Origin of the sequence: Curtobacterium sp. UNCCL17 (assembly GCF_000686685.1) — a bacterium.
GTDB lineage: Bacteria > Actinomycetota > Actinomycetes > Actinomycetales > Microbacteriaceae > Curtobacterium > Curtobacterium flaccumfaciens.
Genome location: NZ_KK366000.1, coordinates 566285 through 589139, shown reverse-complemented (window position 1 = coordinate 589139; position 22855 = coordinate 566285). Strand labels below are relative to the sequence as shown.

The following is a 22855-nucleotide window of genomic DNA, read 5'->3' as shown; positions in this document are numbered from 1 at the left end:
GGTGCGTCAAGACTAGTGCGAGACGTGCTCGCGTGCGGACGCCGGGGACGCGCCTGTGGAGAGAACGGATGGGTGCCCCGACCGGGCGGTTGCCCGCGCTCAGGCCGGGACGGCGCCGAGCGTCGCGACGGGCAGCCGCGGCTCGAGACGCTCGCGCCCGTTCAGGCCGTCGAGCTCGAGCAGGGCGGCGAAGCCGATGGCCTGGTACCCGGCGCGTTCGAGCAGCGTGATGGTGGCGGCGCCGGTCCCCCCGGTGGCCAGGACGTCGTCGACGACGAGCACCCGGGTGCCGGCGGGCAGCTGACCCGGCCGCAGTTCGAGTTCTGCCTCGCCGTACTCGAGCGCGTACTGCTCGCTGAGGACCTCGCCGGGGAGCTTGCCCGCCTTGCGCACGGTGAGCACGCCGACCTGGTGCTGGGCGGCGATGCCCCCGGCCAGCGCGAAGCCCCGGGCCTCGATGCCCGCGACCGCGTCGAACCCGGCTCCGACCGCGAACGGTGCCGCGAGTGCTTCGCACACGCGGCCGAACGCGACCGCGTCGGAGAACACCGGCGTCACGTCGCGGAAGAGCACCCCCGGCTTCGGGAAGTCCGGCACGAGGGCGGTGAGGCGTTCGACGAGTGCAGCTGCGGTTTCGGTCACCCGCCAACGGTACGGGAGGCCCGGGGTGCGTCCGGACGCCCCGCACGGTGCGAGGGGTGCCCGGCATGGTGCGAGGTTCCGGACGTGGTGCCACCCCGAGGGGCGGCCACGGAGTACGGAACCTCGCACCATGCGTGCGAGCATGTGACGCCGACGCAGTGCCGCGGGTCAGCGCCACATCCGCATGGCGGCGCCCTGGGTGATCCAGTCGGCCTCGCGCTGCTGGCGTTCGCGCTCGAGGCGGGCCAGCGTGGCGAGGTCGACCTCGGGCCGCTCCTTGCGGGTGCGTCGGCTCCAGATGATGAGCGACATCCCGACCCGGAGTGCGATGCGGTCGGCGAGTGAGACCCGGCGGCGCACCGCGCGGGTATCGGGTGGACGGGTGGTGGTCTTCGTGGACACGGTGTTCCCCTTCAGGGCACGGCAGAGCTGCCCGGGTGTCGGGCAGGACGAATCCGCCCGGGTTGCGGGCAGCAGGAATTGAATGCGTGAGAATGCACTCCGGGATGGTCCGGAAATGTTCGGACAACGATCGCGGAATGCTCGTCGACACCGAGAGCGTCGCACTGTCCACCGACATTCTTCCGGCGTCCTCCGCGCAGATCGGACGGCACGCATCGACGAGTCGACGAGCCGTTCAGCAGACGAACGAACCGGTGCTGCGCGAGCCTGATCGGCTCAGCGCACGGTGCCCGGAGGCACAGGTGTCAGGAGAGTGGGACGCCCCGGGTCAGCGGACGCGGAACGGGGTACCGACGCGTCCACGGATTCCACGGAACGGAGTGGTCGTTGTGATCATCATGGGTCGGCCCCCTTTCGGTCTCGAGCTGGCGGAGTCGTCCGGGTCGAATGTTCGACCGTTCGCGACGAGTGAACACTATCGGCACCGCAATTCGGAGCGCAACCCCTTTTCCGAAAAAACGTCCGGAATTGCATTCCCGAACACCGCGGCGGTCCGTGCACGCCGAAGGCCCGGTACCGAATCGGTACCGGGCCCTCGTGTGTGCGTGCGACCGGACTAGACCGCTGCGTGCTCCGCGACGCTCGCCGTCAGGGCATCGCCATCGACGTCGATCCGCACGGTGTCACCCGCGGCGACCCCGCCCTCGACCACCAGGGTCGCGATGCGGTCGTCGACCTCGCGCTGGATGAGCCGACGGAGCGGGCGGGCGCCGTACTCCGGCTCGTACCCGTGCTCGGCGAGCCAGTCGACCGCCGCGTCGGACACCGACAGGAGCATGTCCTGTGCGACCAGCCGGAGCGCCGTGTCCTGCAGCAGCAGCGACACGATCGACGCGATCTGGGATCGGTCGAGCTTGCGGAACAGCACGATCTCGTCGATGCGGTTGATGAACTCGGGGCGCATCGCCTCGCGCAGCTTGCCCATCACGCGGGCCCGCAGGTCGTCTTCCGCGTAGCCGTCGGTGGCACCGACCGGGGAGAACCCGAGCGCTCCCGAGCGGGAGGCCAGGAACTCCGAGCCGATGTTCGACGTCATGATGACGACGGTGTTCCGGAAGTCGACCGTCCGCCCCTGCCCGTCGGTGAGCCGGCCGTCGTCGAGGACCTGCAGCAGCAGGTTGAAGACGTCCGGGTGGGCCTTCTCGACCTCGTCGAGCAGGATCACCGAGTACGGGTTGCGGCGGACACGCTCGGTCAGCTGGCCGGCCTCGTCGTAGCCGACGTACCCGGGAGGGGCACCGACCAGGCGGGACACGGTGTGGCGTTCGCCGAACTCGCTCATGTCGAAGCGGAGCATCGCGGACTCGTCACCGAACAGCGACGACGCCAGGGCCTTCGCGAGTTCGGTCTTGCCGACGCCCGTCGGGCCGAGGAACAGGAAGCTGCCCACCGGACGACGCGGGTCGCCCATGCCGGTCCGGCTGCGTCGTACCGCCTTCGCGATCGCCCGCACAGCGTCGTCCTGGCCGACGACTCGGTCGTGCAGCTCGGACTCGAGCGCGGCGAGCCGCGTCTTGTCGGCTGAGCCGAGGCGGGTCACCGGGATCCCGGTGGCGCGGGACACCACCGCGGCGATGTCGGCCTCCGTGATCGACGTGTCCGCGGACTCCTGACGGGAGGGGCGGCTGGCGTCCGCCGACGAGGCGGCGGTGATCCGGGCCTCCAGTCCGACGATCTCGTCGCGCAGGTCGGACGCTTCCTCGTAGTGCTCCTCGGCGACCGCACGGTCCTTGCGGGCCGTCAGGTCGGTGACCTGGGCATGCAGCGCCTCGACGTCGACGTCGCCCGACAGGGCGAGGCGACGGCGTGCACCGGCCTGGTCGATGAGGTCGATGGCCTTGTCCGGCAGGTGCCGGTCGGTCACGTAGCGGTGCGAGAGCTCGACGGCGGCGCGGAGTGCCTCGGGCGTGTAGACGACGCCGTGGTGCTCCTCGTAGCGCGGGGCGAGGCCGGTCAGGATCGCGACGGCGTCCTCGACGTTCGGCTCCCCCACCGTGACGGGCTGGAACCGACGCTCGAGCGCGGCGTCCTTCTCGATCCGGCGGTACTCGTTGAGCGTCGTCGCGCCGACCAGGTGCAGGTCGCCGCGGGCGAGCCGGGGCTTGAGGATGTTGCCGGCGTCCATCGAGCCGCCCTCGCCGCCGCCACCGGCGCCGACGACGGTGTGGAGCTCGTCGACGAAGACGATGAGCTCGTCGGCGTGCGCCGCGATCTCGTCCATCGCCTTGGTGAGGCGCTCCTCGAAGTCGCCGCGGTAGCGGGTGCCGGAGAGCATGCCGGGCAGGTCGAGCGCGACGACCCGCTTGCCCTGCAGCAGGGTGGGGACGTCACCGTCGACGATGCGCTGGGCGAGGCCCTCGACGATCGCGGTCTTGCCGACGCCGGGCTCACCGATCAGCACCGGGTTGTTCTTGGTGCGGCGGAGCAGGATCTCGACGGTCTGCTCGATCTCGTCGGCGCGGCCGATCACCGGGTCGACGTGCCCGTCACGGGCGCGCTCGGTCAGGTCGGTGCCGAACTGGTCGAGCGTCGGGGTGTCGCTGTCGGTGGCCTGGTCGGTGTCGACGGCGTCGGGTGTTCCGGGCATGGGGCGCCCCTCTCGTGCTGCTGCCGCTGCCTGCTGGGCGTAGTCCTGCATGACCTGCGGGGTGATCCCGGCGCTGGCGAGCAGCTGGCCGGTCACGGTCTCCTGGTCCATCACGAGCGCGAAGAAGACGTGCTCGGGATCGGTGTAGGTGCTGCCGAAGCCCCGCGCTGCCTGCGTCGCCTCGACGAGGATGCGCTGGGCGGTGGCGGTCAGCGCCGGGCGGCCGGTCTGCTCGGCCAGTGGCTCGTGCGCCATCGGCAGGCGCTGCTCGATCTCCTCGGCGAGTCGCCGGGGGTCGACCCCGGCGGAACGCACGACGGCGTCGAACGGTTCGGTGCGGACGAGCACGTGCAGGATGTGCAGTGCGTCGATCTCACGCTGCCCCTGCGCGACCGCGTACTCGGCGGTGTGCTGGAGCAGCTCGTGGGTCCGGCGGCTGAGCAGCCGGGTGATGTCGACCGGTCGACCGAACGCGCGGACGCGCTGCTGGTCACCGGTGCGCTGTGCCGCGAGCAGGCGGGCGAGGAACTCGTCGAACGAGTCATTGCCACCGGTCGGGCCGAACGTCTCTGGCAAAGGGACCTCCTGGGGAACTTGAGTGCCTTCGACTCAATGCAACGCAGGAGGGCCCGGGTCATTCCCGGGTCCGGAAAAAACTTGCGGCGACTCGACTCAGGTCCGCGCGATGGGTGCGGCGACCGCCTCGGTGATCCGCGCGAGGTCCGTCGGTGCCACCTCGACGTCGAATCCGCGACGACCGCCGGACACGAAGATGCTCGCGTACGACAGCGCCGACTCGTCGAGCACGGTGCGGAGCCGCGTCTTCTGGCCGACCGGGCTGATCCCGCCGACCACGTAGCCCGTGCGCTTCTCGGCGAGGGCGGGATCGGCCAGCGTCGCCTTCTTGCCCCCGATGGCCGCGGCGATCGCCTTGAGGTCGAGCCGGTTCGCCACCGGCACGATCGCGACGGCGAGGGTGCCGTCGACGGAGACGACCAGGGTCTTGAAGACCTGCTCCTCGCGCAGCCCGAGGGCGGCGGCCGCCTCTTCTCCGAAGTTGGTGGCGCTCTCGTGGTGCTCGTACACGTGCGGCGTGTACGGGACCCCGGCCGCCTCGAGCGCGACGGTCGCTGGGGTGCTCGGCGAACCTGCGGTCATGCCGTGATCCTCCCCCGCCGCACCTTCCGGTCCTCGACGGCACGCGGGCGTTACGCTGAACGGACCATGACCGCCGTCCTGCTGCTGCTCCGCGCCACCGCCGCGCTGGTGCTCGGCGACCCGGCCGCCGGGGTGCTGCCCCTGCTGGCCGTGGCGGCACTCGGGCTGACCGCGGTCGCCGTGACCGTCGTCGTCGCCCGACTGCTCGTCGCGGTGCTCGCGGCCGTCCTCGGGGCCGGATCGGCATCCGTGTCGGATCGGTCGGCGGTGCCCGACCTGGTCACCCGGATCGGGTGGAGCCACCCCGACGCCGACGGCCACGTCCGCTCACGGGCACCGGGGGTCGCGACCCCGGCCTGACCACCGACCGGTGGCCGGGCCGCTCGCGCACTCCGCTGACCCACCACCGATCGGAACCGTCATGGACCTGTCCACCCTGCCCCTCGTCGGCCCGCTGCTGCACGGCGGCGCGGACCTCGTCACCGCCCTCACCGCGGCGCTCTCCCCCGTCGCCGGCTCGTTCGCCGCGGCGATCGCCGTCGTGCTCCTCACCCTGGCCGTCCGCCTGGTGCTCGTCCCGCTGTCCGTGCTGCAGGTGCGGGCCGAACGGGACCGCCGGCGCCTCGCACCCCGGCTCGCGGCGCTCCGGAAGCGCCACGGCCGCGACACCCAGCGGCTGCAGCGAGCGGTGCAGCAGCTGTACACCGACGAGAAGGTCTCGCCGCTGGCCGGCTGCCTGCCCGTCCTTGCGCAGGCACCCGTGGTGTCGCTCGTCTACGCCCTGTTCACGCACGCCTCGATCGACGGCACCGCGAACGCCCTGCTGGAGGCGACGCTCGTCGGCGTCCCGCTCGGCCACTCGCTCATCGTCACGCTCACGTCGCCACTGTGGGTGCACGCCTGGGTGGTGCTGGTCCTGCTGGCGGTGCTGGCGGTCGTCGTCGAGCTCAGCCGCCGGTCGAACGCACACTGGAACCCGGTGCCGGCGCCGGAACCGGGGGTCCCCGGGGCGGCCGCGACCGCCGCCCTGGGTCGGTACGTGCCGTTCATCACGGTCGTGTTCGCGGCGATAGCACCACTCGCCGCCGCGCTCTACGTCGTGACGAGTGCGGCCTGGACCTACGGCGAACGCGCCGTGCTGCGACGGGTGGTCCGCTAGCCGCCCTGGCCCTCCTGCTGCGGTCCCTGGTCGACCGGGTCGTACTCGGTGCCGCGGCCCTGCTCCTCGTCGGCGGTCGGTACGTGACGTTCCGTGCCGGCGCCGCCGGGGCTGGTCGCGACGTAGTCGGCCTCGCCGGACTGGGTGTCGTGGCTCAGCGGCTCGAGGGTCTCGGCGTCGGCGTCGTGCTGCGGCATGGGGTCGGTGCTCATGCACCACGCCTACTCCCTCGTTCTGGGTGCGCGCGCACGGCTGCGCGGTGCCACGATGGACCTGTCCACGCGACCGGCAGAGCGGGAGTGCGCATGGCCCACGACGACGTGGCAGCGGAACGGGCACGGCTCGAGGCCGTCGCCTGGGGAGCAGGATCGAGCCCGGCGGACGCGGCGCGCGCCCGGATCGCCCTGCAGGACCTGGAACGCGGACGGCGACCCCGTGCGCGTGCGGTCGCGACGGCGCGGAATCCACTGCCGGGAGGCCCGGATCCGGTCCGCGCGTCCGTCCCGTCCGCGACGCGATCGGGTCCAGGGCCCGTGCCGGTGACCGTGTTCTCGCCCGCTGACGCGGCGGTCGTGTCCTTGCCCCCCGGCGCGGCGGCGGTGCCTGCCGGAGCCGACGTGTCGGAGGCGACCGACGGCGGTGGGGGCGACCACGTCGACGACGCCCGGGGCGACGGCGGGGACGAGCCGGGCCTCCAGGCAGTGTCGACCGAGCGATCGCGGTGGCGGCGGTGGCTGTGGACGGAGCGGCCACGCGCCTGGATCGCGGGCGGCGCCGCTGCGGCGGTGGGCGTCGCGTTCGCCGCCGGGACGCTCGTCGGGACCGCGCGACCGGACGTCGCCGCAGCGCCGAGCGTCACGCCGACGGCGGGGACGATCACGCTCGAGCAGCTGCTCGACGTCCCGCAGACGTACGCCGACCAGCTGCCGGGGCCGGTCGCTGCGCCGGTGAGTCTCCACACGACGCGACTGGTCTTCACGAACCGCGCGCTCGACGGCGGGACCGCCGAGACGCCCTGGAACGTCTGGGCCGGCATCGGGACGGACCGGTCGACGATCTGCCTGGTGGCGACGGCTGACCGCATCGAGTCGTCGACGGCGTGCTTCCCGCGGCAGGCGGCGCTGCACGGATCGGTGTCGATGTCGGCGCAGTCCAGGAGCGGCACGTTGACCATCGAGCTGCGCGGCGGTGGGGTCCAGGGCCGGGTGACGAACGAGTACTGAGCGAGCGACCCGGAGCTGAGTGTTTCGTTGGAGCGCTCCGATGTATTTGCTGGATGCCCTCGCGAGAGTCGTTCCATCGTGCAACACTGGATGAGCGCACTCGTCGTGGAGTCGTACCCACATCATCCACATCCGCCAGCGAGCGCGCCCCGCAGACCCTCCCGGTCACCGCCGTCAGAACGATCGGCATCGTCGCGCGCTCCACCGTGCCTCGGAGGAGGTCAGCAGCGTGTCCACCAACACCACCACCTCGGCCGTGTCGACCCACACGCGGCCGATCACCGTCACCACCCAGTCGATCGTCGGCATCGCCGTGCTCGGACTGGCCACGTTCTTCGCCATCACCACCGAGCTCATGCCCGTCGGGCTGCTCGGCACGATGAGCGCCGACCTCGGCGTGACCGAGGCCACCATGGGCATCGTCATCACCGTGTACGCCGCGGCCGTCGCGCTCCTCGCGCTGCCGCTCACCGCGTTCACCGCGAAGCTGCCCCGCAAGACCGTGCTCGTCGCCACGCTCGTCGGCTACACCGTGTCGAACCTGATGGTCGCGCTCGCACCGTCGTTCGCCGTCGTCTGCGCCGGACGCGTCGTCGGCGGCATCGCGCACGCACTGTTCTTCTCGGTCGCCTCGGCGTACGCCACCCGGATCGTCCCGCCGCGGCTGGCCGGGCGGGCGATCGCGTTCGTGTACTCGGGCAGCTCGCTCGGGTTCGTGCTCGGCGTGCCCGTCGCGACCTGGGTCGCGCAGCACATCGGCTGGCGCCAGGCCGTGTTCTCCGTCGGTGTCGCCGCAGCGGCACTCGCCGTCGTCGCCCTGCTGTTCCTGCCCGCCGTCCGCGGTGCCTCGTCGCCGCACATCGGTTCGCCGAAGGCCTGGGCACGCACCGGACTGCTGTCCGTCGTGATCGCCGACATGCTGCTGTTCGGCGGGCACTACGTCGTCTACACCTACATCGGGCCGTACGCGATCGACGCCGGGCTCGACGCCGGCATGGTGAGCGGGGCGCTGCTCGTGCTCGGTGGCACCGGTGTCGTCGGGCTCTGGCTCGCCGGCATGTTCGTCGACCGTGCGCCCCGGCAGACGCTGATCGCCTCGGTCGCCGTGATGGTCGTGGCCTTCGCGACGATGCCGTTCGTGCACGGCTCCCTGATCGGGACGATGGTCGTCGCGGGGGTCTGGATGGCCGCCAACGGCACGACCGGCACGCTCTTCATGGCCGCGGCGATCCGTGCCGGAGGCGTCTCCCCCGACATCGCCGGCGCGCTGGTCAACGGCGCGTCGAACATCGGCATCGCCGGTGGTGCGGCGTTCGGCGGGCAGGCCCTCGGGATCGTCGGGCTGCAGTACCTGCCGTTCGCCGGTGCCGCGGTGCTGGTCGGCGCACTCGGGGTCGTCGTGCTGGCGCGCCGTGGGTTCCCGGTGCACACGCACACGCAGGAGCACCTGTCGACCTCGTCCATCGAGGCCATCACGTCGTCGCTCGCGGTCGTCACCACGTCGGTGCCGGTCGTCGGGCGGGCGATCCAGACGGTCACGGGGTCGATCGGCGTCGCCACGGGTTCGGTGCGGCGGCCGCGGACGCGCTAGGAGCCGGGGCGGGCGCGGTCGGCGCGTCGAGGGGTCACGACATGCCGTCGGCGGGGCGTCGAGGGTGCTCGAACTGTTGTCTGCGGGGGCGGTGGGCGACGGTTCGTGACCCCTCGGCGTCCCCGGGCGGCGTGTTGTGCGGCTGCGGGGGACGCGCGCGGTGCCCGGGCTCCGAGTGGTCACGACATGCCGTTGCCGGGGCGTCGGGGGCGCTCGAACTGTCGTCTGCGGGGTCGGCGGGCGACGGTTCGTGACCCCTCGGCGTACCCGCGGCGGCGTGTTGTGCGGCTGCGGCGGACGCGCGCGGTGCCCGGGCCTCGAGTGGTCACGACTTGCCGTTGGCGGGGCGTCGGGGGTGCTCGAACTGTCGTCTGCCGGGGTCGGCGGGCGACGGTTTGCGACCACTCGGCGGACGCGGGGGCGGCGGGCGACGGTTCGTGACCCCTCGGCGGACCCGGGCGGCGTGTCCTGCGCCCGCCGCGCGGTCAGTCCTGCAGGTGGTCCGTGCGGCGGCGGTTGCGCACTGCGCGGTAGGTCAGCAGCGCTGCACCGAGCAGCACGAGCACCCCGGCGGCGATGAGTCCCGGGCCGACGTCCGCGCCCGTGTAGGCGAGCGGTCCCCCGTCCTCCGCATCGCCCTGGCCCGAGACCGGCGCGGAGCCGGAGCCCGAGCCGGCGGCGGGGTCGGTCGGAGTCGCCGAAGGAGCACCGCTCGGCGACGGCGACGGCGACGGTGCGGGAGCGGGAGCCGCCGCAGCCCGCACCACGAACGCCAGCGGCGTCGCAGCCCCGGACTCCGGGGTGACGACGGTCGCCGTCTCTGCCCCCTCGACGTCGACCGAGACGGCGTACTCCGTCGTGGGCTCCAGTCCGGTCAGGTCGAACGCACCGTCGTCGTCCGTGACGACCGACACGGGATCGCCGGACTGCGGGTCCGTCGGAGTCGCGACGACCTCGACGTCGGGAACGGGTTCGCCGTTCGTGTCGACGACCGTGCCGGGCTGGTCGGTGGTGACCTCGGCGGCGGGGGCTGCGGAGGCGAACGGCAGGTCGGACGAAGCACGCTCGCCAGCGACGGCCGGCACACCGGTGTTCGACGTCGCCCCGGTCGCCCCGGGCTCGGGTCGTTCGGTCCGGACCGTGTACGTGCCCGCCGCGGTGGCGAAGACGTACCGACCGTCAGCGTCGGTCTCCGTCGATGCGACCACGCCGCCCGTGCCGTCGACGAGTTCGACCACCGCTCCAGCGGGCACGGGTGAACCGTCGAGCGAGACCACACCGGCGACCGTCGCGACGACGGCGGCCGGGGCTTCGACCTCGTCGGGGACTGCCGGTGCCGCGTCGTCGTCGCCGGTGGTGATGGTCACGGGCGGCTCGTCGGCGACGGACACGTCGAGGTCGGTGTCCGCCGGCAGGTCCGAGCCGGTGTAGACGCCGTCGCTGTTCGTCGTCGTGTCGACGAGGACGTCCCCGGAGTCCGGGTCGGTGATGACGACCTCGAGGTTCGAGACCGGTCGGCCGTCCTCGTCGACCACGGTGCCGATGACCGACACGGTGTCCTCCGGCGACGTGAACACGAAGTCGGCCTGCTGGTCCACGCCGCCCGGCGAGCCGGTCTGCGCGAGGGAGACCCGAACGGGCTGGTCAGGGCCCTCGGCGCCGTCCGGCGGGGTGATCTCGACGCGGTAGTTCGCGATGACCGGCAGCTGCGGGAACGCGTAGGTGCCGTCGGCGTTGGTCGTCGTCGTGTACACGGTGCCGCGCGGAGCGGTGACGCGGACGATCGCCCCGGGGATCGGCGCTCCGTCGAGGGTCGCCGTGCCGGTGATCGCGGCGGTGCGGTTGGCGAACCAGGTCTGGTACACCGGGAAACCGCTGCGCTGCTGGTACGTGATCGTCAGGCTGGTGAGCGAGACGGTCGGCGTGAACCACGCCGTGGCGCCGGCGGTGTCGACCGCGCCGGTGTTGCCCGTCAGGGTCCGGGTGGCGGGGTCCCAGGAGGGCAGGTCCCGCCCGGTCGTGCCGTCGGGGTCGGCGGTGCACGACGGTCCTCCGGCGACGGCGGCCGAGCACGAGTTGTAGGAGCTCACGTAGCCGAGCTGCTCCGCGGTCGCGGCGCCGCCCCCGGAGACGGTGGCCGAGATGGTCGCACGATCGGCGTCGACGTCGCCGAGCACGAACGACCAGCTCTGGGCGCCCGGTGTCGGCTCGGCGAACGTGTAGGTGGTCGTCGATGCGCCGGACGTGGGCGAGTCGACGTTCGGCCGCTGGTTCATGTAGGTCTGGCCGCGGCTCGTCCCGTAGACCGCGCCCGGCGGGGTCGACGCCGACTGCCAGGTCGATGCCCCGCTGACGACGGTCGACTGCCGGGAGTCCGACGTGAAGGTCGTCTCGGGGAACCCTGCGAGCGTCATCGTGCCGGTGTAGGCACGGCTCGCTCCGCTGAGGGTGAAGGTCCCCCAGTTGCCGACCGGCTCGGCCGACGCACTGGTCGCGCCGCCGATCGCGAGTCCTGCTCCGAGTGCGAGGGCCGTCAGCCCAGCCGTGATCGCGCGCCAGCGCCGCATGCTTACTCCCCTGGTGTGGCGCCGGAGAACCCGACACCCCCTCAAACTATCCAGAGGGCGCGGCTCGTGTCCGGGGCACGACACGAGCAAGAAGGTCCCGCCGAGTGGTCAGGACCTGCCGCGCGCCGATCACCGAGCGGCCGAGAAGTGTCGTCTGGAAGCTCGCCGGGCGACAGTTCGTGACCCCTCGACCGCCACGAGCGGCGCGTCAAGAACCGCCAGCACCCCAACCGAGCGCGACCAGTGCGTCGAGCGCAGCGACCTGCCCGGCCACCACCAGCTCCCGCGCCTCGTCGAGGCCGACCCACCGCGCGTCGTCCACCTCGGGCACCTCCACGAACCGCCCGGACCCGCGCGGCAGCTCGAGCCGCACGGTGTTGCTCCGCACGGTGTCGACCGAGAACCCCGACGCCCGTGCCGCGAAGACCCGCACGCGCTTGCCCGACGCCTGCCGGAACTCCCCCAGGTCGGTCAGGTCCGCGGCGCTCACCGGTGTGGGCACGCCGATCTCCTCGGCGAACTCGCGCAGCGCGGTGCCGAGCGGCTCCTCCCCCGCCTCGACCAGCCCCTTCGGGATCGACCAGGCACGCGGCCGGTTCCGCCAGAACGGCCCGCCCATGTGCGCGAGGAAGACCTCGGGCCCGGACGGACCGGTCCGGTGCAGCAACAGTCCGGCACTCACGACCACGCCCCGAGACTACGCAGACCCGGACGGGAGGCCCGGATCACCACACACGCACCGCGCACCACCCGACGTGCCCGGTCCCACCGCCGGTTCCCCACGCCCGCGCCGGGAGTACCGTGTGGCGCACGGAGCGCCGTGTGACGCCCCCGGAGGACCTGCGATGGAGGAGGCCGATCGGGATGGACGAACGATGGACGACGGTGACGCTGGCCGCGGACGCCGCGATGCCGCACGACGAGGCGCTGCGGTGGATCGCCGCCCGCGCGGACAGCGGGATCGAGCGGATCCGGATCATCGGTGCCGACCCGGCGATCGAGGGCCCCGGACCGGTCGCCGACCGCCTGGCCCAGGCCGCTCGCGCCGCCCTGCCCGGAGCCGCCGTCGAGGTGCACCGGCACGCCGGGCCGTTCGCCAGTGCCCTGGTCGAGGAGTCCGACGGCGGTGACCTCCTGGTGATCGGGACCTTCCGGAGCCGACGGGGTTCGACCGCCGGCGGCGACCCGGCGCGGGTCGCGGTCCGCGCGGCCGTACCGACCGTGATCGTCCCCGAGGGCCCGCACCCGATCGACGGCGACGTGGTGCTGGCCGTCGAGGAACCCATCGACGAACGAGCCGTCTCGATCGCCGTGGCCGAGGCCGTCCGGCTGCACCGACGACTGACGCTGCTCCGGGCGTGGGAGATGCCCGTGCTGACCCGGACCGGGCTCACCGACTTCGCCGAGGACCCCCTGCGGTGGCGCGCCCGGAACGCCGAACTGCTGCAGCGGGTCACCGAGGACCTGACCGCGCGGTTCCCGGCGGTGCGGATCCGGCCGCTGCTCGTGGAGGGACACCCGGGGCACGCCATCGCATCGCGCACACGGCGGGCGTCGCTCGTGGTGCTCGGACGGGGCCACGTGCGGGTGCTGTCCGGCGCGCTCCTGCACGACGTCGTCCGTGAGACGGCGGCACCGGTCTGCGTCGTCCCACCGGCGGCCCACACGGACAGCGCGGGGTCCGGACGGGTCAGCCGGCGAGTTCCCGGATCGCGTCGGCCATCTGATCGGTGAGGTACGCGACACCGCGGCCGTTCGGGTGCAGGGCGCCGGCCCGCAGGTCGATGCGTCGCAGGTCGGTCGAGCCGGTCAGGCTGACACCGGCGACGTAGCGCTCGTCCCGCGGGGCGCAGGCCGAGTGGGCCTCGGTGCGTTCGAGGACGTCGATAAACCGCACCCCGGCGGCGTCGGCGGCGGATGCGGACACGGCGTCGAGCTCCTCCTGCACACCGTGCAGGTACGCCACGTCGTCGTCGGTGAACGGGAAGGTGTCCGAGGGGAACGACCCCGCGAGCGTGCCGAGGTCGAGCGCCGAGCGGAAGCAGCCCTTCGCGGGGGTGTGCTCGGCGTCCGGGAAGATCGCCGGGTACCCGAGGAACACGACGACGGCGTTCGGCGCGGCCCGTTGCACCGCTGCGAGGGTGTCGGCGATCCCGAGCGCGACCCGCGACCGGATCTTCACGCTGAGCTGGTCCTCACCGTCCTGCACGAGCGTGCTCTTGCACGACGGCGCGTCGCGTCCGGAGAACACCGGGCCGTCGGCCGAGATCGCCAGGCACGACGCGGCCGTGCCGAACAGGTCCGCGTCGTTGCCGCCGATGGTCAGGGTCACGAGCCGGGTGCGCGACGACAGCGACTCGATCTGCGGGGGGACGCCCGTGAACTGGTGTCCGGTCGTGACGTCCTCGCTGGTGGCGCCCGCACACGTGACGTCGGTCAGGTCGAGGCCGAACCGCGCCGCGAGCCGGTGCGGGTAGTCACGGGCCGACTGCACGCACGCGCTCGTGGGCAGCCGGGTCCGGTCGCCGAGGCCGTAGCCGGCGGAGTACGAGTCACCGAGGGCGACGTACTCGCTGCCGGGCGGGAGGTCGGCGAGCGGCTCGGTCGGGTCGTCCGGTACCGGGTAGGGCTGGGGAACGGGCCACATCGGCGCTGCCGACGCCCGTTCCACCGGCCCCGGCGCCGCGACCCCGGCCACCACCAGCCCGACGACGGCGACCGCCGCCAGGGCGGCGAGCAGCGTCGTACGGGCGGTGCGGAGCAGTTGCGGCCTCCGGGCGGGTGCGGCGGATCGGTCGGTCGGGTGGGGTCGGTGGATGGGGCGGGACGGGCTCAGCGGCGTCCGAGTCGGCGTTCGCCACCGCTGCCGGTGCGGTACTCCAGCCCGTAGTGCTGGAACAGCTCGGGCTCGGTCGCGGCGTCGAGCTCGCCGTCGGTCGAGATCGACGGGGCGTCCTTGACGAGCTTCTTCGGGAACGTCACACGCAGGTGCTTCGGGGCGACGGTGGCGCCGAACAGCGGGACGAAGACGAGCTTCTGGAACCCGACCATGCCGGTGGTCAGGGCGCCGAACGCCGGCTCGGACGTGGCGGTGTCGTAGTAGATGCTCTCGAGCGTGCCGACCTTGTCGTCGGCCTCGTCGACGACCGGCAGACCGATCCAGTCACGGATGTTCGCGGCTTCGAACACGAAGGACTCCCTCCGAGCGTCCGGCAGGTCCGGGTGGCTCTCGGTCGACGCTACCGCCCGGCCGCCTGAGCGGTCACCCGGAGCCGGTCCACCGCGGCCAGCACGTCGTCCGCGGTCACGGCCAGGATCGCCGGGTCCGGGTCCTCGGCGAAGACGTCGCCGCGACGGACCGAGGCGTCGGTGAGCACGATGTGCGGGCCGGTCGACGGCGGGCCCCACGCCTCGGGCGGTGCCGGGCCGAACAGCACGACCGAGGGCACCCCGTACGCGGACGCCAGGTGCGCAGCGCCCGTGTCGACCGTGACGACGAGTCGCGCCGCGGCGATCACCGCGGCGAAGGCCTGCAGGTCCAGGGTGCCGGCCAGGACCGCCTCCGGCGCCAGGCCGGCCGCGTCGGCGACGGCACGGGCGCGCACGACGTCGTCCGAGCCTCCTGTCAGGACCACGTCGGCACCGCGCGCCCGGAGCCCGCGCACCACGTCGGCGAAGCGGTCCGTCGGCCAGTGCCGTGCACCGTGGAAGGCACCCACGTGCACGACGGCCGCATCGGCGACCACCGGCGGCTCGGCGGGGCGGTCGATGTGCACCTCGGTCGCGTCCGCGGGGATGCCGTGCCACGTGAGCAGGTCCGCCCAACGGTCGCGCTCGTGCACGTCGTCCGGCCACTCCGGACCCTGGTAGTCGTGGGTCGGGTCGGCGTGCCCGATGACCCGGCGCGGGGCGAGTGCGGCGACGAGGTCCGAGGACTCCGGGCCGGCGCCGTGCAGGTTGACGGCGATGTCGACGGCACCGTGCGGCACCGCGATGGGGTGGTCGAGACCGTGCTGGGCCAGGTGGACGTCCACCGCCGGCACGAGTTCGACGACCGGCGCCAGCCACGCCGTGGTGGCCAGGGTGATGCGGTGGTCGGGGAACGCGCGGCGGAGCGCGTGCAGCGCGGGGACGGCGACGAGCAGGTCGCCGAGCTTGATGGCACGGAGGACGAGCAGTTCCGAGCGTCCGTCGGGGTCGGGCAGGTTCTCGAGGGCGGTCACCGCCGCGACGGTAGACCCGACACGCTGACGGTCCTGCCGGGACCGCGCTCCGCGGCTCTTCCTGGGGCGGTGCCCGGCCGGCGACCGGTAGTCACGGAGCATGGCCCTCGCACCGGACCGCGTCATCCGCGGCCTGCTCCTCGACCGCGACGACACCCTCGTGGTGGACGTCCCGTACAACGCCGACCCGCACCTGGTCGTCCCCGTCCCCGGTGCGCGCCCCGCCGTCGAACGGGCGCGCGCCGCCGGGTTGCAGCTCGGTGTCGTCACGAACCAGTCGGTGATCGCGAAGGGCATGGCCACGCGCGAACAGGTCGATGCCACCAACGCCCGGGTCGACGAGCTCGTCGGCCCGTTCGACGTGTGGTGCGTCTGCCCGCACGACGCCGGTGACGACTGCGCGTGCCGGAAACCCCGGCCCGGGATGGTCCTCGACGCCGCCGAGCGGCTCGGCATCCCGCCGGAGTCGATCGTCGTCGTCGGTGACATCGGCGCCGACGTGCAGGCAGCCCGGAACGCCGGCGCGCAGGGGATCCTCGTGCCCACCCCGCGCACCCGCCGTCAGGAGGTCGACGAGGCCGACACCGTCGCCGCGGACCTGGACGAGGCCGTCACCCTGGTGCTCGAGCACGTCGGCAGCGTGGCGGACCGGGCGTGAGCGCCGGTCGGCGCGTCCTCGTCGCCCGGCTCGACTCCTTCGGCGACGTCCTGGTCGCCGGGCCCGCGGTCCGCGCAGTGGCCGCCGGTGCCGCGCACGTGACGATGCTGTGCGGTCCGCAGGGGGCGCCGGCCGCCGACCTGCTGCCCGGCATCGACCGGGTGCGGGTGTGGGCGGCACCGTGGGTCACCGAGACCGCACGCCCGATCGATGACGCCCTGCTCGCCGAGTTCCGCGCGCTGGTCGCCGAGGAACAGCCCGACGAGGCCGTCGTCCTGACGTCCTTCCACCAGTCGCCCCTGCCCCTCGCGCTGCTCCTGCGGCTGGCCGGGGTCCCCCGGGTCTCCGGGGCCTCGGTCGACCACCCCGGGTCACTGCTCGACGTGCGGCTGCGCCCCGGCGAGGACCTGCCCGAGGACCTCCCCGAGCCCGAGCGCGCGCTGCGGATCGCCGAGGCGGCGGGGTTCCGGCTGCCGCCGGACGACGACGGGAGGCTCGCGGTGCGCCACGACGCCGTCCTGCCCCCGCCCGTGGCCGGCCTCGACCGCTACGTGGTCGTCCACCCCGGAGCCAGCGTCCCGGCACGGTCGTGGCCGGAGTCCCACCACCGTGCGCTCGTCGCCGCCTACGCCGAGCGCGGCGTCCCCATCGTCGTCACCGGCTCCCCCGGCGAACGCGCACTGACCGCCGCCGTGGCGGGCGACACCGGCATCGACCTCGGCGGCCGCACCAGCCCCGCCGAACTCGCGGCCGTCCTCGCCGGCGCCGAGGTCGTCGTCGTCGGGAACACCGGTCCGGCCCACCTCGCCGCGGCCGTCGGAGCGCCCATCGTGAGCCTGTTCTCGCCCGTCGTCCCCGCCGTGAAGTGGGCGCCGTACGCCCCGCTCGTCGAACTGCTCGGCGACCAGGCCGCACCGTGCCGTCTCAGCCGCGCTCGCGAGTGCCCGGTCCCCGGCCACCCGTGCCTGTCCGGAGTGCGCATCGCGGACGTCCTGGAGGCCCACGAACGGCTCCTCGACCGCGTTTCGCGGACTGATCGGAGAAGTCTGCGGGGCGGCCCAGAACGCGCTGCGTAGCGTGCGCCACTGCTTCTCCTGCTCCTTCTCCTGCTGCTCCGGCAGCGGCGGGGAGCGAGCCCATCGACACCGACCGGAAGGCCCTGCATGCGGATCCTCGTGTGGCACGTGCACGGCGGCTGGATGGACGCCTTCGTCCGCGGCCCCCACGAGTACCTCATCCCGACCACGCCGGCGCGCGACGCCTGGGGACTCGGCCGCGGTGGGCGCGACTGGCCGGACTCCGCGATCGAGATCGACCCGGCCGACGTCGCCGAGGCCGAGGTCGACGTGGTCGTCCTGCAGCGCACCGAGGAGCTCGACGAAGCCCGTCGTCTGCTCGGTGGCCGTGACGTACCGATCGTCTTCGTGGAGCACAACGCCCCCCGGGTCGACGTGCCGAACAGCCTGCACCCGATGCGCGACCGCGACGACCTGACGATCGCGCACGTGACGCACTGGAACGCCCTGATGTGGGACTGCGGCACCACCCGGACCACCGTCGTCGAGCACGGCGTCGTCGACCCCGGCCCGCTGTACACCGGTGCGCTCGAGCGCCTCGGCGTCGTCATCAACGAACCCGTCCGGCGCAACCGTGTCGTCGGCACCGACCTGCTCCCCCGCTTCGCCGAGGTCGCGCCGGTCGACGTCTGGGGCATCGGCACCGAACGGCTGCCGGAGCTCGGCTTCGGCGACCGCGTGGTCGCGCAGGGCGACGTGCAGGCCGACCCCATGCACGCGGCGCTGGCCGAACGGCGGGCCTACGTGCACCCGAACCGCTGGACCTCGCTCGGCCTGTCGCTCATCGAGTCGATGCACATGGCCATGCCGGTCCTGGTGCTCGCGACGACGGACGCGGCCCGCACGGTCCCGGGTGAGGCCGGGGCGATCGCGACCGACGTCGAGGAGCTGGTGCGGGCCTCCAGGCTGCTGCTGGAGGACCCGGACGAGGCGCGTCGACGGGGACTCGTGGCGCGGGAGGCCGTGCTCGCACGGCACGCGCTCGGTCGGTTCCTGGCCGACTGGGACGACCTGCTCGACGACGCCGTCGCGCGCGGTGTGCGACGGAACCGTGCGGCGGGAGCCGCGCTCGAAGGGAGCCTGCGATGAAGATCGCCATGGTGTCCGAGCACGCGAGTCCGCTCGCCGTGCTCGGCGGGGTCGACGCCGGTGGGCAGAACGTCCACGTCGCCGAACTGTCCGGTGCGCTGGCCGACCGCGGCCACCACGTGACCGTCTACACGCGGCGCGACGACGCGTCGCAGCCCGTCCGTGTGCCCCTGCGCCCCGGTGTGGACGTCGTGCACGTCGACGCCGGTCCGGCGCGTGCCGTGCCGAAGGACGAGCTGTTCCCGTTCATGGGGACGTTCGCGTCGGTGCTCGCCGCCGAGTGGTTCCTCGACCGTCCCGACGTGGTGCACGCGCACTTCTGGATGTCCGGCCACGCCACCCTCGACGCGGTGACGCAGGTGCAGGCCCGGACCGGTGGGGTGCGGATCCCGGTGGTGCAGACCTTCCACGCCCTGGGTGTCGTGAAGCGCCGGCACCAGGGTGCCGCGGACACCAGCCCGGCCGAGCGCGAGTGGGTCGAACCCGCCGTCGGCCGGAGCGTCGACCAGGTCGTCGCGACGTGCTCGGACGAGGCGTTCGAGCTCAAGGCCCTCGGCGTCCCGCTGCACCGCATCTCCGTCGTGCCGTGCGGGGTCGACGTCTCGCTCTTCCGTCCGGACGGCCCCGTCGAAGCGCGCGACCGTCCGCTCCGGGTGCTCACCGCCTCACGACTCGTGCAGCGGAAGGGCGTCGGGACGACGATCGCCGCTCTCGCCGCGCTGGTCGAACAGGGCCGCGACGTCGAGCTCGTCGTCGTGGGCGGTGCCGGCGTCGCCGGTGCCGACCTGGTGGACGACCCCGAGTACCAGCGCCTCGACGCACTCGCCCGGTCACTCGGCGTGCGCGACCACGTGACGTTCCGCGGTCAGCTCGGGCAGCACGACATGCCCGCCGTCTACCGCAGCGCCGACGTCGTCGTCTGCGCCCCCTGGTACGAGCCGTTCGGCATCGTGCCGCTCGAGGCGATGGCCTGCGGCCGCCCGGTGGTCGCGTCGAGCGTCGGCGGGCTCATCGACACCGTCGTCGAGGACGCCACCGGCCTGCACGTGCCGCCGCGCGACGAGACCGCGGTCGCCGAGGCCGTCGGCGCACTGCTCGACGACCCGGAGCGCCGCGAGGCGTACGGCCGTGCCGGTCGACAGCGCGCCGAGTCCCGCTACACCTGGCAGAAGGTCGCGGCCGACAGCGAGCGCGTCTACGAGCGCCTGCTCGCCGGCACGACCTCGTCCGCCAGCACCACCGGGCCCGCCGCCGGCCGCTCGCGCACCACCCACGCCGGCCGGGCCACCCGCGCCGCGCAGTCCACGGAGAGGACCGCACGATGACCATCGACCAGCAGACCGGGCTCGAGGACCGCGCCGTCACCGACAGCGCCCGCGTCGTCGTCGACCACGTCGCGGCGTCGGTCCCCGTGATCGCCTCCCTCGTCGACCACCGGGACCACATCGCCGAGTGGGCGGACGACATCGCCGGGCGGCTCGTCGCCGGACGTCGGCTGCTCGCCGCGGGCAACGGCGGCTCGGCTGCCGAGGCGCAGCACCTGACGTCCGAGCTCACCGGCCGCTTCGAGGGCGACCGACCGGCGTACTCGGCCATCTCGCTGCACGCCGAGACCTCGGCCGTGACCGCCATCGGGAACGACTACGGCTACGACCAGGTGTTCGCGCGGCAGGTGTCGGCGCACGCCCGTGCCGGTGACGTCCTCGTGCTGCTGTCGACGAGCGGCAAGAGCCCGAACCTGCTGCGGGCCGCCGAGGCCGCACGTGCCGTGGGTGCCCGCTCCCTCGCGCTGACCGGGTCCGGACCGAACCCGCTCGCCGACCTGGTCGACGACGCGATCTGCATCGAGGGGCCGTCCGCCAACGTGCAGGAGGCGCAGCTCGTCCTGGTGCACGCACTCTGCAAGGCGATGGAGCCGACGCTGCGTCGCGGGGGCCGTCGATGAGCGGGCCCGCTGCCGTCGCACCGCGTTCCGGCGCCGCCGGTGGCCGTGCCGCCGGACCGCGCTTCCGCATCGCCGTCGTCGGGGACACCCTGCTCGACGTCGACGTGTCCGGCACGAGCGAGCGCCTGAGCCCGGACGCCCCCGTGCCCGTGGTGGACGTCGCCACCGACGACCGCCGTGCCGGTGGCGCCGGACTCGTCGCGACGATGCTCGCCCGCGACGGCCACGACGTCACCCTGGTCACCGTCCTGAGCGACGACGGCCGTGCCCAGGAGATCCGTGACCTGCTGCCCGACGTCACGATCGTCGCCGGGCCGTCCGGCGTCCCCACCCCCGTGAAGACCCGCGTGCGCGTCGTCGACCACGCCCTCGTCCGGATCGACGAGGGCTGCGCGACCCCGCCCGTGCCCGAGGCCACCGACGCGATGACCGCCGCCCTCGACGGCGTCGACGCGATCGTCGTCGCCGACTACGGCCGCGGGGTCGCCGCTGCCCCGGCACTCCGTGACGCCCTCACCCGTGCGGCCGAGCGCCTGCCGGTGGTCTGGGACCCGCACCCCAAGGGCGCCGCCCCCGTCCCCGGCACCACCGTCGCCACGCCGAACGCTGCCGAGGCACGACGCTTCACGGACGTCGAGGGACACGGTGTGCCCTTCGCGACCGTCGCCGCCGCCCGGCTCGTCGAGCAGTGGCAGGCCGGCGCCGTCGCCGTGACGATGGGTGACCGCGGTGCGCTGCTCGCGGACGCCCAGGGCGACAGCCGCTTCGTGCCGGCTCCGTCCGTCAGCGCCGGGGACCCCTGCGGTGCCGGCGACCGGCTCGCCGCGGGCGTCGCCGTCGCACTGGCGTCCGGCGCGGACGTCCCCGAGGCCGTCTCCGCCGGCGTGGTCGCCGCGTCCGAGTACCTGGCCGCCGGTGGCGTCACCGCGCTCTTCGCCGACGACGGCCCCGCGCCGCTCGCCGTGCCCGGGGCCGACCGGGACGCCATGCGCCTGGTGCACGACGTCCGGAGTGCCGGCGGCACCGTCGTCGCGACCGGAGGCTGCTTCGACCTGCTGCACGCCGGGCACGCCCGCACCCTGTCAGCCGCCCGTGCACTCGGCGACTGCCTGGTCGTGTGCCTCAACTCGGACTCGTCGGTCCGCGCACTGAAGGGCCCGGACCGGCCGATCATGACCCAGGACGACCGGGTCGAGCTGCTCCTGGCACTCGACTGCGTCGACGCCGTCGTGGTGTTCGACGAGTCCACCCCCGACGAGGCCCTGCGCCGCTTCCGCCCGGACGTCTGGGCGAAGGGCGGCGACTACACCGCGAGCGAACTGCCCGAGACGGCAACCCTCGCCGAATGGGGTGGCCGCGTCGTCACCGTGCCGTTCCACCCGGGCCGCTCGACCACCCGGCTCGCCGCCGCGATCGAACGCGTCGGCTGAGCGTCCGCTCGCCGTTCCACACCAGCTCGACCACTTCCCGCACCACTACGCAAAGGACATCCATGCCCGTCCCCACCACCCCCATCGGCCGCGTCCTCGTCACCGGCGGCGCCTCCGGACTCGGAGCCGCCGTCGTGGCCGCCGTCACCGAGGCCGGCGGCACCCCGATCGTCCTCGACCTGCGGATCGACGCCGTCCCCGAGGGCGTCGACGCCGTCGCCGTGGACGTCTCGGACACCGACGCCGTCGAGCAGGCGGTCCGTGACGCCGCCGAGCGGCACGGTGGCCTCGACGCCGTCGTCACCGCCGCGGGCATCGACACCCCCGCCCCGATCGACGCGATCTCGTCCGGCAAGTGGGAGCAGATCGTCGGCGTCAACCTGATCGGCACCGCCTCGACCGTGCGCGCCGCCTTGCCCGCCCTCGAGGCCACGCACGGCCGCGTCGTCACCATCTCCTCGTCGCTCGCCCTGCGCGGCGTCGGCGACGGCACCGCGTATTCGGCGTCGAAGTTCGGTGTCCGCGGGTTCTCGCAGGCGCTGGCCGCCGAGACCGCCGGCCGCATCGGCGTGACGAACATCATCCCCGCCGGGATGCGCACGAACTTCTTCGCCGACCGGACCGAGCAGTACAAGCCGGGCCCGGACGCGCAGCTCATCGAGCCGGAGTACGTCGCGAACTCGATCATCTTCGCGCTGTCGCAGCCGGCCGGCTGCGAGATCCGCGAGCTGTCGATCATGCCGGCGACGGAGCCGAGCTGGCCGTAGCCGCTCGCCGCTGACGGACGGGAGGCGCGGTGCCGGCTGGCACCGCGCCTCCCGTGTGTCCGTGTGCCGGGCGCTGGTGCGAGCTTCCGCAACCCGTGCGAGGGCCGGAGCGTCCCACGGAGTGTGGAACCTCGCACCGGGCGCTCGTGACGCGCCACGGCGCCTCCGGGCCGTCAGTCGCGCGCGTCCGCCGCTTGGTGCGAGCTTCCGCACTCCGTGCGAGGCCCGGGGCGTCCCACGGAATGTGGAACCTCGCACCGGGCGCTCGTGACGCGCCA

General features: G+C 73.6%; 22 protein-coding genes. 12 read left to right on the top strand and 10 right to left on the bottom strand.

Annotated features, from left to right (window positions below; genetic code table 11):
• Positions 1-99 precede the first annotated feature (99 nt).
• The 4 genes from BR70_RS20075 to ybaK all read right to left on the bottom strand — a co-directional run bounded on the left by BR70_RS20075 (position 100) and on the right by ybaK (position 4849).
• On the bottom strand, positions 100-642 hold the full coding sequence (locus BR70_RS20075) for an adenine phosphoribosyltransferase (RefSeq protein WP_017887364.1): 543 nt from the start codon (positions 640-642) through the stop codon (positions 100-102).
• 168 nt (positions 643-810) lie between these two features.
• Positions 811-1044 (bottom strand): hypothetical protein, encoded by a 234-nt coding sequence (locus BR70_RS0107725; RefSeq protein WP_146238520.1) that lies wholly within the window; start codon positions 1042-1044, stop codon positions 811-813.
• 616 nt (positions 1045-1660) lie between these two features.
• Positions 1661-4267, bottom strand: a complete 2607-nt coding sequence (locus tag BR70_RS0107720; protein ID WP_027465596.1) for an ATP-dependent Clp protease ATP-binding subunit — start codon at positions 4265-4267, stop codon at positions 1661-1663.
• 96 nt (positions 4268-4363) lie between these two features.
• Positions 4364-4849, bottom strand: coding sequence for a Cys-tRNA(Pro) deacylase (gene ybaK / locus BR70_RS0107715; RefSeq protein ID WP_027465595.1), 486 nt, complete (start codon positions 4847-4849; stop codon positions 4364-4366).
• A 66-nt stretch (positions 4850-4915) separates the two neighbouring features.
• Between ybaK and BR70_RS0107710 the strand changes: the two genes are divergently transcribed.
• Both BR70_RS0107710 and BR70_RS0107705 read left to right on the top strand, forming a co-directional pair.
• Complete coding sequence (locus tag BR70_RS0107710) at positions 4916-5209, top strand: hypothetical protein (protein ID WP_027465594.1); 294 nt, start codon at positions 4916-4918, stop codon at positions 5207-5209.
• 61 nt (positions 5210-5270) lie between these two features.
• On the top strand, positions 5271-6008 hold the full coding sequence (locus tag BR70_RS0107705; protein WP_027465593.1) for a YidC/Oxa1 family membrane protein insertase: 738 nt from the start codon (positions 5271-5273) through the stop codon (positions 6006-6008).
• Here the strand turns inward: BR70_RS0107705 and BR70_RS0107700 are convergent.
• A complete protein-coding gene (locus tag BR70_RS0107700) occupies positions 6005-6220 on the bottom strand; it encodes a hypothetical protein (RefSeq protein WP_027465592.1) in 216 nt (71 codons plus the stop codon). The two genes, BR70_RS0107705 and BR70_RS0107700, sit on opposite strands and share 4 nt — an antisense overlap.
• Before the next feature lie 360 nt (positions 6221-6580).
• On the opposite strand from BR70_RS0107700, the gene BR70_RS22235 reads away from it, so the two are divergent.
• Both BR70_RS22235 and BR70_RS20065 read left to right on the top strand, forming a co-directional pair.
• A complete protein-coding gene (locus BR70_RS22235; RefSeq protein ID WP_155896819.1) occupies positions 6581-7231 on the top strand; it encodes a hypothetical protein in 651 nt (216 codons plus the stop codon).
• 229 nt (positions 7232-7460) lie between these two features.
• Positions 7461-8822 (top strand): MFS transporter, encoded by a 1362-nt coding sequence (locus BR70_RS20065; protein ID WP_051596725.1) that lies wholly within the window; start codon positions 7461-7463, stop codon positions 8820-8822.
• A 485-nt stretch (positions 8823-9307) separates the two neighbouring features.
• Here BR70_RS20065 and BR70_RS0107685 read toward each other — a convergent pair whose 3' ends face one another.
• Together BR70_RS0107685 and BR70_RS0107680 are read right to left on the bottom strand one after the other, a co-directional pair.
• On the bottom strand, positions 9308-11389 hold the full coding sequence (locus BR70_RS0107685; protein WP_027465590.1) for an MSCRAMM family protein: 2082 nt from the start codon (positions 11387-11389) through the stop codon (positions 9308-9310).
• A 208-nt stretch (positions 11390-11597) separates the two neighbouring features.
• Positions 11598-12077: an NUDIX hydrolase gene (locus tag BR70_RS0107680; RefSeq protein WP_027465589.1), complete on the bottom strand. Its 480-nt coding sequence runs from the start codon at positions 12075-12077 to the stop codon at positions 11598-11600.
• Between the two features lie 176 nt (positions 12078-12253).
• Between BR70_RS0107680 and BR70_RS0107675 the strand changes: the two genes are divergently transcribed.
• Positions 12254-13123, top strand: coding sequence for a universal stress protein (locus BR70_RS0107675; RefSeq protein WP_027465588.1), 870 nt, complete (start codon positions 12254-12256; stop codon positions 13121-13123).
• Here BR70_RS0107675 and BR70_RS20060 read toward each other — a convergent pair.
• The 3 genes from BR70_RS20060 to BR70_RS0107660 form a co-directional block, all read right to left on the bottom strand.
• The gene (locus tag BR70_RS20060; RefSeq protein ID WP_051596724.1) at positions 13080-14036 is read right to left on the bottom strand and encodes an SGNH/GDSL hydrolase family protein; all 957 of its coding nucleotides are present in this window, start codon (positions 14034-14036) and stop codon (positions 13080-13082) included. The genes BR70_RS0107675 and BR70_RS20060 overlap by 44 nt on opposite strands.
• A gap of 185 nt (positions 14037-14221) precedes the next feature.
• Positions 14222-14578, bottom strand: coding sequence for a PRC-barrel domain-containing protein (locus BR70_RS0107665; RefSeq protein ID WP_027465587.1), 357 nt, complete (start codon positions 14576-14578; stop codon positions 14222-14224).
• Positions 14579-14628: 50 nt separating this feature from the next.
• Complete coding sequence (locus BR70_RS0107660) at positions 14629-15612, bottom strand: glycosyltransferase family 9 protein (protein WP_027465586.1); 984 nt, start codon at positions 15610-15612, stop codon at positions 14629-14631.
• A 100-nt stretch (positions 15613-15712) separates the two neighbouring features.
• Here BR70_RS0107660 and BR70_RS0107655 point away from each other — a divergent pair, with 100 nt between their 5' ends.
• The 7 genes from BR70_RS0107655 to BR70_RS0107625 all read left to right on the top strand — a co-directional run bounded on the left by BR70_RS0107655 (position 15713) and on the right by BR70_RS0107625 (position 22577).
• The gene (locus BR70_RS0107655) at positions 15713-16270 is read left to right on the top strand and encodes a D-glycero-alpha-D-manno-heptose-1,7-bisphosphate 7-phosphatase (protein WP_027465585.1); all 558 of its coding nucleotides are present in this window, start codon (positions 15713-15715) and stop codon (positions 16268-16270) included.
• On the top strand, positions 16267-17346 hold the full coding sequence (locus BR70_RS0107650; protein WP_027465584.1) for a glycosyltransferase family 9 protein: 1080 nt from the start codon (positions 16267-16269) through the stop codon (positions 17344-17346). The genes BR70_RS0107655 and BR70_RS0107650 overlap by 4 nt, the downstream gene beginning before the upstream one ends.
• A gap of 87 nt (positions 17347-17433) precedes the next feature.
• Positions 17434-18435 (top strand): glycosyltransferase, encoded by a 1002-nt coding sequence (locus tag BR70_RS20055; RefSeq protein WP_035808293.1) that lies wholly within the window; start codon positions 17434-17436, stop codon positions 18433-18435.
• Positions 18432-19760, top strand: coding sequence for a glycosyltransferase (locus tag BR70_RS0107640; protein ID WP_027465583.1), 1329 nt, complete (start codon positions 18432-18434; stop codon positions 19758-19760). The genes BR70_RS20055 and BR70_RS0107640 overlap by 4 nt, the downstream gene beginning before the upstream one ends.
• On the top strand, positions 19757-20380 hold the full coding sequence (locus tag BR70_RS20050) for a D-sedoheptulose-7-phosphate isomerase (RefSeq protein WP_035808290.1): 624 nt from the start codon (positions 19757-19759) through the stop codon (positions 20378-20380). Before BR70_RS0107640 ends, BR70_RS20050 begins: the two co-directional genes overlap by 4 nt.
• Positions 20377-21810: a PfkB family carbohydrate kinase gene (locus BR70_RS0107630; RefSeq protein WP_216852349.1), complete on the top strand. Its 1434-nt coding sequence runs from the start codon at positions 20377-20379 to the stop codon at positions 21808-21810. The genes BR70_RS20050 and BR70_RS0107630 overlap by 4 nt, the downstream gene beginning before the upstream one ends.
• 62 nt (positions 21811-21872) lie before the next feature.
• On the top strand, positions 21873-22577 hold the full coding sequence (locus BR70_RS0107625; protein ID WP_027465581.1) for an SDR family oxidoreductase: 705 nt from the start codon (positions 21873-21875) through the stop codon (positions 22575-22577).
• Positions 22578-22855: the final 278 nt, after the last annotated feature.

Excerpts from the sequence above, each read along its gene's own strand:
- ybaK (WP_027465595.1), bottom strand. The coding sequence starts at position 4,849 with ATGACCGCAGGTTCGCCGAGCACCCCAGCGACCGTCGCGCTCGAGGCG.
- BR70_RS0107710 (WP_027465594.1), top strand. The coding sequence starts at position 4,916 with ATGACCGCCGTCCTGCTGCTGCTCCGCGCCACCGCCGCGCTGGTGCTC.
- BR70_RS0107705 (WP_027465593.1), top strand. The coding sequence starts at position 5,271 with ATGGACCTGTCCACCCTGCCCCTCGTCGGCCCGCTGCTGCACGGCGGC.
- BR70_RS0107700 (WP_027465592.1), bottom strand. The coding sequence starts at position 6,220 with ATGAGCACCGACCCCATGCCGCAGCACGACGCCGACGCCGAGACCCTC.
- BR70_RS0107685 (WP_027465590.1), bottom strand. The coding sequence starts at position 11,389 with ATGCGGCGCTGGCGCGCGATCACGGCTGGGCTGACGGCCCTCGCACTC.
- BR70_RS0107675 (WP_027465588.1), top strand. The coding sequence starts at position 12,254 with ATGGACGAACGATGGACGACGGTGACGCTGGCCGCGGACGCCGCGATG.
- BR70_RS20060 (WP_051596724.1), bottom strand. The coding sequence starts at position 14,036 with ATGTGGCCCGTTCCCCAGCCCTACCCGGTACCGGACGACCCGACCGAG.
- BR70_RS0107655 (WP_027465585.1), top strand. The coding sequence starts at position 15,713 with ATGGCCCTCGCACCGGACCGCGTCATCCGCGGCCTGCTCCTCGACCGC.
- BR70_RS20055 (WP_035808293.1), top strand. The coding sequence starts at position 17,434 with ATGCGGATCCTCGTGTGGCACGTGCACGGCGGCTGGATGGACGCCTTC.
- BR70_RS0107640 (WP_027465583.1), top strand. The coding sequence starts at position 18,432 with ATGAAGATCGCCATGGTGTCCGAGCACGCGAGTCCGCTCGCCGTGCTC.
- BR70_RS20050 (WP_035808290.1), top strand. The coding sequence starts at position 19,757 with ATGACCATCGACCAGCAGACCGGGCTCGAGGACCGCGCCGTCACCGAC.
- BR70_RS0107630 (WP_216852349.1), top strand. The coding sequence starts at position 20,377 with ATGAGCGGGCCCGCTGCCGTCGCACCGCGTTCCGGCGCCGCCGGTGGC.
- BR70_RS0107625 (WP_027465581.1), top strand. The coding sequence starts at position 21,873 with ATGCCCGTCCCCACCACCCCCATCGGCCGCGTCCTCGTCACCGGCGGC.